Source organism: Rhizobium sp. NZLR1 (assembly GCF_017357385.1).
Lineage (GTDB): Bacteria > Pseudomonadota > Alphaproteobacteria > Rhizobiales > Rhizobiaceae > Rhizobium.
Map to the genome: position 1 here is coordinate 884242 of NZ_CP071633.1, position 13200 is coordinate 897441.

General features: G+C 61.1%; 12 protein-coding genes. 3 read left to right on the plus strand and 9 right to left on the minus strand.

The features are described from left to right. Positions 1–136 precede the first annotated feature (136 nt). Positions 137–811 (plus strand): response regulator transcription factor, encoded by a 675-nt coding sequence (locus tag J3O30_RS26525; RefSeq protein ID WP_207584752.1) that lies wholly within the window; start codon positions 137–139, stop codon positions 809–811. 38 nt (positions 812–849) lie between these two features. After that, positions 850–2187, plus strand: a complete 1338-nt coding sequence (locus tag J3O30_RS26530; protein ID WP_246762840.1) for a HAMP domain-containing sensor histidine kinase — start codon at positions 850–852, stop codon at positions 2185–2187. A gap of 37 nt (positions 2188–2224) precedes the next feature. On the opposite strand, the gene J3O30_RS26535 is transcribed toward J3O30_RS26530, so the two are convergent. From J3O30_RS26535 to J3O30_RS26575, 9 genes are read right to left on the minus strand one after another with little or no spacing between them, the layout of a single operon-like run. Then, the gene (locus J3O30_RS26535; RefSeq protein WP_207584754.1) at positions 2225–2968 is read right to left on the minus strand and encodes an ABC transporter ATP-binding protein; all 744 of its coding nucleotides are present in this window, start codon (positions 2966–2968) and stop codon (positions 2225–2227) included. Beyond that, complete coding sequence (locus J3O30_RS26540) at positions 2965–3822, minus strand: ABC transporter ATP-binding protein (protein ID WP_207584755.1); 858 nt, start codon at positions 3820–3822, stop codon at positions 2965–2967. The genes J3O30_RS26535 and J3O30_RS26540 overlap by 4 nt, the downstream gene beginning before the upstream one ends. Then, positions 3819–4754 (minus strand): ABC transporter permease, encoded by a 936-nt coding sequence (locus tag J3O30_RS26545; protein ID WP_207584756.1) that lies wholly within the window; start codon positions 4752–4754, stop codon positions 3819–3821. The genes J3O30_RS26540 and J3O30_RS26545 overlap by 4 nt, the downstream gene beginning before the upstream one ends. Positions 4755–4758: 4 nt before the next feature. Continuing rightward, positions 4759–5856, minus strand: coding sequence for an ABC transporter permease (locus J3O30_RS26550; protein ID WP_207584757.1), 1098 nt, complete (start codon positions 5854–5856; stop codon positions 4759–4761). A gap of 5 nt (positions 5857–5861) precedes the next feature. Further along, positions 5862–7448: an ABC transporter substrate-binding protein gene (locus J3O30_RS26555; protein ID WP_207584758.1), complete on the minus strand. Its 1587-nt coding sequence runs from the start codon at positions 7446–7448 to the stop codon at positions 5862–5864. Positions 7449–7491: 43 nt separating this feature from the next. Next, entirely contained in the window at positions 7492–8445 is a 954-nt protein-coding gene (locus J3O30_RS26560; RefSeq protein WP_207584759.1) for a dihydrodipicolinate synthase family protein, read from the minus strand. A 19-nt stretch (positions 8446–8464) separates the two neighbouring features. Then, a complete protein-coding gene (locus tag J3O30_RS26565; RefSeq protein WP_207584760.1) occupies positions 8465–9352 on the minus strand; it encodes an SMP-30/gluconolactonase/LRE family protein in 888 nt (295 codons plus the stop codon). After that, positions 9349–10179, minus strand: a complete 831-nt coding sequence (locus J3O30_RS26570; protein WP_207584761.1) for an NAD(P)-dependent oxidoreductase — start codon at positions 10177–10179, stop codon at positions 9349–9351. The genes J3O30_RS26565 and J3O30_RS26570 overlap by 4 nt, the downstream gene beginning before the upstream one ends. A 21-nt stretch (positions 10180–10200) precedes the next feature. Continuing rightward, complete coding sequence (locus tag J3O30_RS26575; RefSeq protein ID WP_207584762.1) at positions 10201–10914, minus strand: FadR/GntR family transcriptional regulator; 714 nt, start codon at positions 10912–10914, stop codon at positions 10201–10203. A gap of 302 nt (positions 10915–11216) precedes the next feature. Between J3O30_RS26575 and J3O30_RS26580 the strand changes: the two genes are divergently transcribed. Next, on the plus strand, positions 11217–13157 hold the full coding sequence (locus tag J3O30_RS26580) for an ABC transporter substrate-binding protein (protein ID WP_207584763.1): 1941 nt from the start codon (positions 11217–11219) through the stop codon (positions 13155–13157). Positions 13158–13200 lie beyond the last annotated feature (43 nt).

The window sequence follows — 13200 nt, forward strand, 5'->3', positions numbered from 1 at the left end:
AGTTTTACATGTCGGCAGTCTGTCGCAGCCCGGATTGGCCAGAATTTCGGAAAAACCGGGCTTATGTTTCTCGTGCAAGGTTGCCGACATGGAGCGCCCGTAAGAAGATAAGCCGTTCCAACGAGGTAGGTTCGTCTTGAGAGTATTGTTGGTTGAAGATGAGCCTGAGATGGCATCTGCGCTGCGTGACGCGCTTGCAGGTAGCGGCATGGTTCTCGATCATGCGACCAGTCTTGCTGACGCTGAGCTGATCACTGCGCCCGGCCTGCATGACGTGCTTATTCTCGATCGGCAACTCACTGATGGCGAAGGACTGTCTCTGATTCCGAAGCTGCGCGCCAAAGGAAACCTTGTGCCAGTACTTGTCCTGACCGCCCGGGGGGAGCTGACCGACCGTGTCGAGGGCCTCGAACAAGGCGCGGACGACTATCTGACCAAGCCCTTCGCATTCGAGGAGCTTGTGGCGCGGCTTCGAGCCCTCATGCGCCGACCAGCTACGATGCAGCGCGACATCGTGACGATCGGCCGGCTCTCTTATGACCACTTCAATCACGAGGCCAGGGTCGGCGACAACGCGATTGAGCTGACACGCCGAGAATTGCTCGTCCTTGAAGCGCTGTTGCGACGCCTCGGCCGTATGGTGCCGCGTTCGTCGTTGATGGAAGCCGTCTTCGCAATCGATGACGAGGTGCAGCCGAACGCACTCGACACCCAGGTTTCGCGCCTTCGCAGAAAACTTGCGGATGCGGACAGCGGTGTCATCGTCAACGGTGTCAGGGGAGTGGGTTATCTGTTGAGGGAGGAACCATGAGCCTCGTCGAGCCCCGATCTCTGCGGTGGCGATTGGTCATGCATATCACAACCGCGCAGATCGTGATGCTGGTGGTGATCTTCGTGGGCATGTTCGCCACTATCGGGTTTCTCTGGTACTTCGGATACATCAATCACGGGGTCAATGACAGGACGACACCCGAAGTGGTGCGCAACGCGATTCAACGCGGCCCCGACGGAAAGCTGTTCATCTCCCCAACGCAGGAACTGGTCCAACTCAGATCGCAGATCCCCAATCTCTGGTTTCTGGTTCGAGATGCGAACGGACAGCAACTGACGGAAGGCCGCGTCCCATTGGAGGTCATGTCTGCGGTATCGGCGTTGGATGTTATCACATATGCCGATCTGATCCAAAATTTCGAGAAGGACGCATTGCCGCTCGCGATAGTCCACTGGGAGGAAACGCCTGCCGGGCGGGTCAAGATCATGTCGGGCGCGCAGGGACATGTCACCATTGCCCAGATACTCGAGTCGAGCCAAGGTCTCCTGACGGTGATGGCGATATTGATCGCAATCACCGCAGTTGCAACGTTCCTCGTGACGCCGTTCGTCGTTCGCCGCGCACTGAAAGGCCTCGACCACGCGGCCGAAGAGACGAAGAAGATCGATATCCATCGGAGCGGCACGAGATTGTCCGCCAGCGGCGTGCCGCTTGAGATTCTACCCTTCGTCAATGCCGTCAACGAAGCGCTTACCAGGCTCGACAAGGGATATACGGGCCACAGGAGATTTTTGACCGATGCGGCCCACGAGCTCCGCACGCCGATCGCTATCCTGACGACGCGCCTTTCGGGGCTTCCGCCCGGGCCGTTGAAGGTCCGCCTCCTGGAGGATGCCGCCAGGCTGACCGCGCTGACGGGCCAGCTTCTCGACTTGCAGCGTCTGGAACAGCAGATGGTCACGTTTACAGCTGTCGACCTGGTGGACCTTGCCGAGCGCGTCGTCATCGACCTTGCGCCGCTGGCCTTCGGTGCCGGATACGAAATGCGCTTCGAACCGGAGGGTGACAAAATACTGGTGTCCGGCGACGAGACATCCATCGAGCGCGCACTGACAAACCTTGTCCAAAACGCCATTAACTACGGCGGAAGACAGGGAACGATCAGCGTCCGTGTCTCCGCAGCCGGATGGCTGGAGGTCTGTGACGAGGGGAAGGGAGTTCCAGAGGCGGAGCGAGAACAGATTTTCGAGGCCTTCCATCGCCTGCGGCACGATGGTCGTGGGGTGGGCCTTGGCCTCGATCTCGTCCAGAAGATTATGCGCCTGCATGGGGGACGCGCCGAAGTCCGGCCCGGTCCCGGCGCATGCTTCCGTCTGACCTTCCCGCTTACGCCACCGGCAAGGCCGCTGCCGTAACCTGATCTCAACGGCGAAAATCCACAGCTGTCGCTAGCTATGCCCTTCCGTACATCCGGCTCGCGCGCAGCAGGCGTTGCGAATAGGGATGTTCGACCGCGCCTCTTCGCAACGCCTCGATCTCGACCTGTTCGACGATCTCGCCCGCTTCCATGATGGCGACGCGGCTGCACATGTGGGAGACGACGGCGAGATCGTGGCTGACGAGCAGATAGGTAAGGCCGCGCTCGGCGCGCAGATCCTGCAGCAGGTTGAGGATTTCGGCCTGAACCGACACATCGAGCGCCGATGTCGGTTCGTCGAGAAGCAGGACGTCCGGGTTCAGCATCAGGGCACGGGCGATCGCCACGCGCTGGCGCTGCCCGCCGGAGAGCTGATGCGGAAATCGGTAGCTCAGCGCCGGATCGAGGCCGACCGATCTCAGCACCGCGTTGACGTCGACAGAATTCGTCTCCAGCCCCTGGTTGCGCAGCGGTTCTTTCAGCTGCGAGCGGATGGTCTTGCGGGGATGGAGCGATCCGTAGGGGTCCTGAAACACCATCTGCACGCGGCGATAGAACGGCCGGCTGCGCTGCCGGTCCAGCGTCTCGCCCTGGAGTTCGATGTTGCCGTCGTAATTGGCGTTGAGGCCGGAGAGAGCCCTAAGAACCGTTGATTTTCCGCAGCCGGATTCGCCGACCAGGCCGAATGCCGTTCCCCTCTCGACGGTGAGGTTTACATCTCTGACAACCGGCCGCTGGCCGTGTCCGAAACGGATGGTGAGATTGTCAATTCTGATCACCGCGGCGGCTCCAGTGCGAGGTCGTCAAGCCAGGCGGGATCCCGCTTCAGGATCGGCAGCCGGGCAGGGGGATTGTCGATCGTCGGCAGGGATGCCAGCAACCCTTGGGTATAAGGATGTCTGGCCTTGTCGAGATCGCGCGCCTCGAGCACTTCCACGACGCGGCCCGCATACATGATGAGGACGCGGTCGCAGAAATTCCTGATGAGATTGAGGTCGTGACTGATGAAGATCAGGCCGAGATTGCGGCGTGCAACGAGTTCGTCGAGCAGGGCCAGGATCTCAAGCCTGACCGTCACGTCGAGCGCCGAAGTCGGCTCGTCGGCGATCAGCACTTCGGGCTCGGCAATCAGCATCATGGCAATCATAACACGCTGGCCCATACCGCCCGATATTTCGTGCGGATAGAGGCGGGCGACGCGCTCGGGATCGCGGATCTGGACGGCTTCGAGCATGTCGAGCGCTTGGGCGTAAGTTTTTGCCTTGCTGACCTTTGGATGATGGAAGCGGTAGGTTTCGGCGATCTGTTCGCCGATCCGCATGACCGGATTGAGCGAATATTTCGGGTCCTGCAGGATCAGGCCGATCCGCCGTCCCCTTATCGTCATCATCGTCCGCTCGTCTGCCTTGATGAGGTCGACGTCGCGAAAAGCCATCCGCTCGGCTCGGACGATCGCGGTCGGCGGCAGCAGCTTCATGATCGCGCGGCCGACGGTCGATTTTCCCGATCCGGATTCGCCGACGATGCCGAGTTTTTCCTGTCCGAGTGCAAAGCTGACGCCCCGCACCGCGCGCATGTGCCCACCGCCATAGGCGATTTCGAGGTTACGAATATCGATCAGGGGCTCTGTCATTCCGAACCTCTCGGATCAAGAACATCGCGCAGCGCATCGCCGACGAGGTTGAAGGCGAGGCTGACGAGCGCAATGGCGATGCCGGGTGCGGCGATCACCCACGGGCTGTCGAGCATGAACTCGCGCCCGCTGGCGGCCATCGAGCCCCATTCCGGCCAGGGCGGCTGCGCACCGAGGCCGAGAAAGCCGAGACCGGCGGCAGTGATGATGATGCCGGCCATGTTGAGGGTGACGCGGACGATCACCGAGGGGATGCACATCGGTAGGATATGGCGGATGATGATCGCAAGTGATGTCGCGCCCTGCAGCCGCACGGCGGCGATATAATCCGCCTTGCGAAGGCTGAGCGTCTCGGCGCGTGCCAGGCGGGCGATCGGCGGCCAAGCCGTCAGCGAGATCGCGATGATCGCGTTGGTGATACCAGGGCCGAGCGCTGCGGCAAAACCCAGCGCCAGCACCAGCCCGGGGAAGGAGAGGAAAATATCGGTGATGCGCATGAGGATTTCATCGACGATGCCGCCGAAATATCCCGAGACGGTGCCGATCAGCAGGCCGAGTGGTGCGACGATGATCGTCACCAGCATGATGATGTAGAGCGTCGTACGGGCGCCGTAGATCACCCGCGCAAAGACGTCGCGGCCGAAATTGTCGGTGCCGAGAAGATGGGCTGCCGAGGGCGGCGCCAGCCGCCCGGCCATATCCTGCGCGATCGGATCGTAGCTTGTCAGTAGTGGGGCTGCCGTCGCCACCACGATCAACAGCACGACGATGAAGAGGCCTGCCAGGCCAAGCGGGTGCAGGCTGAACTTCAGCCAGCCCTGATGGATCTGCTGCGTCGACGACTGAAACCAGCCCTGAGGCTCCGGCGCCAGCAGCCATTTTCTGAAGCCGCCGGCATTGGCGCTGTTTACGTCTTCGGTGGAGATCGTCATGGCGTCACCGTGTTCTCGGATCAAGAATGCGATAAAGGAAGTCCGACAGGATGTTGATGGTCAGGAAGACGGCGCCGATCGTCAGCACCGAACCCATCACGACATTCATGTCGTTCATCTGCAGCCCGCGGGTGAGATATTGGCCGAGCCCGGGCCAGCCGAAGACCGTCTCGATCAGCACCGCGCCCTCGAGCAGCCCGCCGAAGGTCAGCGCCAGGATCGTCAAGAGCTGCACGCGAATGTTCCTGAAGGCATGGCGCCAGACGACCTTGCGGGTGCCGAGCCCCTTTGCCCGCGCGGTGATGATGTATTCCTGGCTGAGCTGTTCCAGCATGAAGCTTCGTGACATGCGGCTGATATAGGCGACGGAATAATAGCCGAGGATTGACGCCGGCAGGATGATGTGGCCGACCGCATTCTGAAACACTTCCCATTGCTGCTGGATTGCCGCATCGATCAGAAGAAAGCCGGTCATCGGCGTGACGAGGCCCTCGTAGAAGACATCGACCCGGCCCGATGCGCCGACCAGCTTGAGCTTGGCGTAGAAGATGAAGAGCGCCATCAGCCCGGTCCAGAAAATCGGGATTGAGTGACCGGCGAGGGCGATGATCCGGGCAATGTGATCGATGATCGTCCCGCGTCTGACGGCGGCCGTGACGCCCAAGGGAATGCCGATAATGGCGCCGATGATCATGGCGATGATGGCAAGCTCAATCGTCGCGGGAAAAATCATCATGAGATCCGTGAGGATCGGCTGGCCCGTCGTCGCCGACGTGCCGAGGTCGCCTGTGGCGATCTTGCCGACATAGGAGAGGAACTGCATCCAGATCGGCTGCCCAAGCCCCAGCTCATTGAAAACCCGATCATAGACCTCCTTGCTGACCTCCGGCCCGGTGATTGACAGTACCGGGTCGGCGGGAAGCAGGCGGCCCATCGAAAAGGTCAGGAAAAGCAGGCCGAGCAGCGTGGTGACAACAGCCACCACACGCCCCGCTAAGCGTCGAAGCAGGCTGGTCAAGGGGTGCGGGGCTGCATCGGCAAACCCGCCCGCCTGAGAATGACGGCTGCTCTCCTGCTTCGATGTCAGATCGGCGCTTGCCACGCGCTCTACTCCTTGGTCACGTCATGCCAGCGCGTCGACCAGGTCGTATGCCCGTGATAGCCTTTGACGTTGGCGCGCATGACATAGGGGTCGGTTCGCTGGAAGAAGATGACGAGCGGGGCGGCCATGCCGGAGTAAATGCCGTCCATCTTCTTGAAGATATCCGTGCGCTTGACCGTATCGCGCTCCTTCATCGATTGATCGATGAGCGAATTGAGGTCGTCCACCTTCATGCCCGTGCGCCAGAGGTAATAGCTGCCGAGGCGTGCCTCGTCGCTATTGTCGGGGTTGAAGGCATATTGTGTGGCGACGGCAAAGGGATCGGGAAGGCGGGCGCCAGAATTGCCGAGCAGCACTTCGAATTTGCGCTCGCGGAAGGCGGGCGTGAACTCGCCGGGCACCAGATCGAGATCGAGCCCTGCGGCCCGGGCGCTTGCCTGCAGCGCTTCGGCGAAGGGCAGGGTCGCGGCCCCCGACGGATTGAGCACCTTCCTCAAGCCGTTGGGATATCCGGCCTCCGCCAGCAGCTGCTTGGCTTTGGCGGGATCGTAATCATAGCGGACGTCGGCCTGCTCGGGAGCGCCGATCATGCCGCGCGGGATCATCGACTGCCAGGGAAAGCCCGTATACCGCATGATGTTGCCGGAGATCGCCTTCCAGTCGAAGGCGTGCTGGAAGGCCTCGCGGACCTTCGGCTTTTGCAGGTCCGGGTCTTTCTGGTTGAGGGCGATGTAGTAGAAGCCGAGACCCGGTACGTTCTCGATCACCATATCCTTCTTGGTGGCGAGCGCATCGAGATCGCCGCTTGCCACATACTGGCCGACATCGACGTCGCCGGCTTCGAGCTGCAGCCGGAGATTGCCGGATTCCGGGATGTGGCGGGCAACGACGCGGGCCATGGCCGGCTTGCCGCCCCAATATTTCGGTTGCGCATTGAAGATAGCGACGTCGTTCGGGCGCCATTGCGCCAGGCTGAACGGCCCGCTGCCGGCGGAATTGGCGGAAAGCCAGGCGCCGCCGAAATCGGCGTTGGCCTCATGCGACAGCACCGTCTTCTTGTCGACGATGCCGAGTGATGAGCCGGCCAGCGAATAGAGCACCAGATCGGTATTCACGGTCTGCGGCAGTTCGATCTCGAGCGTATGTTCATCCTTGGCCCGAACGAGCTTTTCGACATTGTCTGGTGTGAAGCCCCAGAGCGCGACGTCGGTGGAGCCGACCTGGCCCATCTTGATGACGCGCTGGATCGACCAGGCCGCATCCTCGGCGGTCACCTTGTTGCCACTCTGGAAAACGGCGTCGTCGCGCAAGGTGAGCGTGATGATCTTGCCGTCTGGCGAGACGCTCCATTGCGTCGCAAGCATCGGCTTCAGCGTCTTGAGATCCTCAGGCGACAGCTGCACGAGATTGTCGTAAAGATTGGAAATCAGTTCGGAAACCGTGCGCGCGTTATTCTGGGCCGGATCGAGCGTCCGGATACCGGTGAGATTGGTGCCGATCACCAGCATATTGGGCGGCGATGCGGCGAAGGCAGGCTGCGTCGTTACTAGGGCACCGGTAATTGCGATCGTTGTCAGTAGCTGTTTCAGCATCTCTAGACCTCCCAATCCTGTTGTTTTGCGGAAATAGTCGAATTCAGCCGGCCGCCTTGGCAGATTGCTGCCGGTCCGGATCTATTTGAATGGTGCCGTCGGCCTCCCAGCCTCGAAGCAACCGATGAAGTTCCTCGCGATCATTTTGGTCGATCAGCGGCAATCCCGGCACGCGCACGGGACCGACATCGAGGCCGGAATAGGTGACGGCTTCTTTGACGACCGTGACGTTCGCACCGTTGCGGAATTTGGTCCGCATCCGCTCGAATGGTTCGAGCCGGTTGACGATCGCCCGTGCCGCGGCGAAATCGCCTTGTTCGAGCGCAGCATGGACGGCAAGCGAAAGCTGCGGTGCAACGTTGACGAGACCCGAGGTGAAGCCGCGCGCGCCGGCCGCGGTAAATGTCGGCGCCCAGCTTTCCGCCAGGCCGCAGACGAACAGCGCCCCGGCCGGATCGGCTGCGGGGATGGCTCTGGACAGCAGCATCAGATCGGTCGTTGCAAACTTGATGCCGGCAATATTGCCGTGGTTGGCGAGACGGACGATATCGTCGACCCCGAAACCCTCGGCTCTGACATAGGCGATGAGCGGCAGGGTGGAAGCATCCGCAAGATCGCAGAAATAGCCGATCTGGGCCGATGGTGCTGCGAAAGGATCGACGGGCTGATGCGACATGACGGCGGAGGCGCCGATCGCAGCCGCATCCCTCGCCATACCGATCGCCTCGCGCAGCGAGCGGCCGATGGCCGCCGTCACCGGCGCCCGGCCATTGACGCCTGAAACCGCTGCTTCGTGGACGATCCGGATCTCTTGCGGCGTCAGGGCGTAAAACTCGCCGGTGTTGCCGGCAGCAACGATGTTGTGGATGCCTGCTGCCGCCACTCGCGCATAGACCTTGGCCGTGATCGCAGGTTCGACGTTGCCTTTACCGTCATAGGCCGTGACGGGAACGCCCGACACGCCGGTAAGCGCCTTGCGCATGATCGCGATGCTCATTTCTCTTCCCCGTTCGCTTTCAAGATGATTGGTTGCCGAAGCGGAAGGGCGGCAGCCCCTCTGCATCCACGTCGAAGGCGATGACCGTTCCCGCCTCGAACCGTCCGGTGCGGTCCGTCGACAGGCTGGTGACGAAGAGCGTGCTGAGATCGGGTCCGCCGAAACACGGCATTGTCGGTGCTGCGACCGGCAGAATGTAAATCTCGACGATTTCGCCTTCGCGCGATATCCGGTTGACCCGGCCGGCGGAGACGCCGGCGCTCCAGTAAAGCCCGTCGCGATCGGTCGTCGCCCCGTCCGGCCGCCCCTCATCTTCTGTGAAGCTGCGAAGGCGACGTCCTTTACCGAGACTGCCCGTCTCAGGATAGAAGTCGAATGCCTGCAGGAAACATTGGCGGCTGTCGGAGTGATACATCCGCCGGCCGTCCGGCGACCAGGCGAGACCATTGGAACTCGTCAACCCCGTTGCGACGGTCCGCGTGCTGCCATCGGCCCCGACGCGGAAAAGTGCTGCGTCATTCACCTGCGGCTTGGCTTCGCTGATCGAGCCGACCCAGAAATGGCCGTCGGGGCCGACCTTGCCGTCGTTGAGGCGGCCATTGATATCCCGCCCGACCGGGTCGCACAGAAATTCGATTTTTCCCGAGACGGGATCGAAGAGATGGACGCCCGTCTGAAGGCCCACGACGATCCTGTTGTCTCGGCACAGCCCGAGACTGCCGATCGCCGCCGGCATGTCGAAACGATCGATCTGTCCTGACGCCGAAAGCCGGACAACCGCTGGCGCCAGGATATCGACCAGCCACAGCGTGCCGGTCTCATCGTCCCATACCGGCGATTCACCGACCGTCAGCGGCTGCTGGATGACGGAACGGATTTCTGGGCGGATGATCCGAGGCGCCGTCATTCGGCCGCCTCCAGGCTCTTGGCCAAACCTTCGGCGTCACGCATGCGGATGGTGCCGTCGTGATTGATCTCGCAGAACCCGCCACCCTGGAACGCAAGCGCTACCGGCCCTTCAGATCCCTGTTCGATGCGGGCGTGATCGCGCGGCCGGTCCTGTGGTTGGTAACCGAGCCTCGTTGCCAGATCGTTATCCCACCATTTCTCGTCGGTATCGGAAACGCCGTAGATGACTGTCGCGGCGATCAGCGGGTGGGACAGCCCGATCCGCACCAGCTGCGCCAGATCTCGCGCGCTGATCCAGATCGCAACCGATCGCTCGCTGTTGGGGTAGGTGCCGGCATTGCCGATACGGATGGAAAGGGAGCGAATGCCCGACGTGTCGTAGTAAAGCCCCGCCACCAGTTCGCCCCAGCATTTGGAAAGTCCATAAGGGCTGTCGGGGCGCATGGGATCGAGCGGCGATATGACTTCGTCACGCGGATAGAAGCCGGTCGCATGGTTGCTCGACGCATAGACGACCCTGGGGATCTTGTTGATCCGTGCCGCTTCGTAAAGATTGTAGGTTCCGAGCACATTGGCGTGCAGAATGGCGTTCATGTCGATGCCGCTTGCGATGCCCGCCAGATGAACGATGCCGTCGATATCTTTCAGCGCAGCCGTTGCCTCGTCGAGCTTTGCAAGGTCGACCCTTACGAACGTCTCGTTTCCGCCGAGCTCAGCCGGTTCCTGCAGGTCGATCAGGCTGACGTGCTCGACATGCCCGCGGAGGAGCGGGCGCAGCAGGGTTCCTACACGTCCGGCAGCACCCGTCACAGCGATCCGTTTCATCGTTCTTCCTCCCATTCTCGCTCAAACGCCCTGGAACATGCGGGCGCGGGCATTCAGTATGTGTTTCTTCATTGCATCGTGAGCTTCGGTTTCCTGCCGTGCGAAGATCGCCTCCACGATCACCGCGTGCTCATCCTGGACGCTACGGATCTGCTCCAGGGTCCGTTTCAGGCTCAAGCTTCGCGTAACCGAATGGCCGATGGCGAAATGCGGCCTGAACCATTCGCGAACGGTGATGTGGAACTGGTTGCCGGTCGCCATGGCGATTGCATCATGCAGAGCCTGGTCCTCCTCGGCGCCGAGCTCTCCGTTGCGCAGGCATTGCTCGATCGAAAGAAGCGCTGCGGTTATCCGTTCCCTGTCGTCCGGCTGCCAGTTTCGCGCGGCAAGCTCCGCCGCCTCGGCTTCGAGACCGGCGCGGAATTCGAAAAACCGCTGAACATCCGCGAGCGATCCGACCGGCACCATTTTCAGCATCGACGAATCCGGCCTCTGCCTGACATAGGAGCCGGAGCCCTTGCGTGAAACGACCAGACCATCGGCTCTCAAGCGTTCGAGCGCTTCGCGCACGACCGGTCTCGATGCGCCGAAATCAGCAGCGAGCTTCGTCTCCGACGGCAATCGTTCGTTCACCGGAAAGTTGCCGTCGGCGATCATCCCCACGATTTTCTCGTAGATGATGTCGCTGAACCGCGTTGCGGCTCTGTTCGAAACGGCGTCGACCGCGAATGTCATGATCGTCCTTTTCTCTGAACGCTGTGGGCTCTTGCTGTCGCCGGCATCATATCTCCATGGCAGCTCACAGCTTCTAACAGATCGCCGTATTTAGTTCGCTGTAGCCTTGTATTCCGGGCAGGCAATTCAAGTTCTGATGTTGCATCGCTACAAAATTTGTAATTATCTGTCAACTCTTGTAATCATTTGGGAACGTGTCTATGGTTCGGTCGTAGCGCCGAGGAGGGCGCAGGCGGCGGGTCGGGAGCCCGCCGCATCCGCCGGTCTAAAAAGCTGCGCCGGCATAAAAACGGAGGAACTCGATGCCTAATGAAATACTGTCGCGTGGCGTTACCCGCCGCGCCGTGCTTGGCGGCATGGCCGGTGTCGCCGCGCTATCCGTCGCTGGTCGCGTCTCCGCCGCCGCAGGCGGTGAAGCACCCGCACTTGCACAGCTTGTGAAAGATGGAAAACTGCCGCCGCTCGCCGAGCGCCTGCCGAAGAAGCCGATGGTCGTCAAGCCGTTCGAAAAAATCGGCACCTATGGCGGCTCTCTGCGCCGCGGCCTTCGCGGTTCATCCGACCATAACGGCATTCTGCGCATGGTCGGCAACCAGAGCCTGGTGCGCTGGAACCTCGAGTTTACCGCTGTGGAGCCGAACCTTGCCGAGCGCTGGGAAGTCAGCGACGACGCGACGCAATTCACCTTCCATCTCATCGAAGGCGTGCGCTGGTCGGACGGTCATCCCTTTACGGCCGATGACGTCGTTTTTGCGATCGAAGACTGCGTCAAGAATACCGAGCTCTACAGCTCGACACCAGCGCAGCTTGCTGTCGCCGGCAAGCCGGTGACCGTCGAAAAAATCGACGACTATACGGTGAAGTTCACCTTTGCGGCGGCCAACGCGCTTTACCTGGAAAACCTCGCCACGCCGCTTGGTCAGCATCCGACGCTCTTTCCAAAGCATTACTGCAGCCAGTTCCTGCCGAAATATAATCCCAATATCGAGGCCGATGCGAAGAAGGCCGGCGTCACCAGCTGGACGGAGCTGTTCCGCAGCCGGTGCGGTGACATCGAGATCCCGTCGCGGTGGGGCAACGTCGACAAGCCGACGCTCGATCCATGGGTGGTGAAAGAGCCTTATGCCGGCGGCGCGACGCGTGTCGTCATGACCCGCAATCCCTATTTCTGGCAGGTCGATACCGAAGGCAACCAGCTTCCCTACATCGATGAGATCAACTTCGGCATCTCGCAGGACGTCGAATCGCTGATGCTGAACGTCATTTCGGGAAAGATCGACATCCAGGAGCGCCATATCAGCGTGCTTGCCAACAAGCCGACGCTGTCCAAGAACATGGAAAAAGGCGACTATCGACTGCTGACGCTGGTGCCTTCGGCCTCGCAACAATGCCAGATCTATTTCAATATCACCCACAAAGATCCTGCCATGCGCAAGATGTTTGCGGACAAGTCGTTTCGGCAGGCCTTGTCGATCGGCATCAATCGCCCAGAGCTCATCGATATTGTCTATTTCGGGCAGAGCGAGCCTTACCAGGCGGGGCCGCGTCCAACCCATCCGTGGTATAACGAGAAATACGCGCGCCAGTTCACCGAATTTGACGCCGACAAGGCAGGCGCGATGCTCGATCAGGCCGGCTACAAGAAGGGCGGCGACGGCTTCCGCCTTCGGCCCGATGGCCAAAAGGTGTTCTTCTCGATCGACGTCATTCCGACGTTATATCCCGATCTGGTCGACGCGCTCGAACTGGTCAAGACGCATTGGGCCCAGATCGGCATCGACATGAAGGTCAATACCATCGAGCGGGCGCTTTATTACACCCGCGGCGACGACAATGCCCATGATGCGCAGGTGTGGCCGGGGCCCGGCGGTCTCGATCCGATGCTCGATCCGCGCGATTTCTTCGCCTTCCATCCGCAGGGTTCGCGTTACGCCATTCCGTGGACGCTTTGGTACACCTCCAACGGTGCACGCGGCGAAGAGCCGCCGGAAAGCCAGAAAAAGCGCATGAAGCTCTTTGACGAAGCGCGTTCGACGGCCGATCTCGACAAGCGCGGTGCGGTCATGAAGCAGATCTTCGACATCGCCGCGGAGGAATTCGAGACCGTCGGGCTTTGCCTCGCGGTCGGCGGGTTCGGCATCATCCGCAACAATCTGCGCAACGTTCCCGAGAAGCAGCCGGATAGCTGGTCCTGGCCTAATCCGGGGCCTGCGTTGCCACAGCAATTCACCTTCACGAGCTGATTCGGATCTCCGGCGCCGTGCCATCAGGCACGGCGTCTTCCTT

Coding starts and splice junctions, on each gene's coding strand:
- J3O30_RS26565 (WP_207584760.1), bottom strand. CDS start 9,352: ATGACGGCGCCTCGGATCATCCGCCCAGAAATCCGTTCCGTCATCCAG.
- J3O30_RS26555 (WP_207584758.1), bottom strand. CDS start 7,448: ATGCTGAAACAGCTACTGACAACGATCGCAATTACCGGTGCCCTAGTA.
- J3O30_RS26540 (WP_207584755.1), bottom strand. CDS start 3,822: ATGACAGAGCCCCTGATCGATATTCGTAACCTCGAAATCGCCTATGGC.
- J3O30_RS26570 (WP_207584761.1), bottom strand. CDS start 10,179: ATGAAACGGATCGCTGTGACGGGTGCTGCCGGACGTGTAGGAACCCTG.
- J3O30_RS26545 (WP_207584756.1), bottom strand. CDS start 4,754: ATGACGATCTCCACCGAAGACGTAAACAGCGCCAATGCCGGCGGCTTC.
- J3O30_RS26580 (WP_207584763.1), top strand. CDS start 11,217: ATGCCTAATGAAATACTGTCGCGTGGCGTTACCCGCCGCGCCGTGCTT.
- J3O30_RS26575 (WP_207584762.1), bottom strand. CDS start 10,914: ATGACATTCGCGGTCGACGCCGTTTCGAACAGAGCCGCAACGCGGTTC.
- J3O30_RS26560 (WP_207584759.1), bottom strand. CDS start 8,445: ATGAGCATCGCGATCATGCGCAAGGCGCTTACCGGCGTGTCGGGCGTT.
- J3O30_RS26530 (WP_246762840.1), top strand. CDS start 850: ATGCATATCACAACCGCGCAGATCGTGATGCTGGTGGTGATCTTCGTG.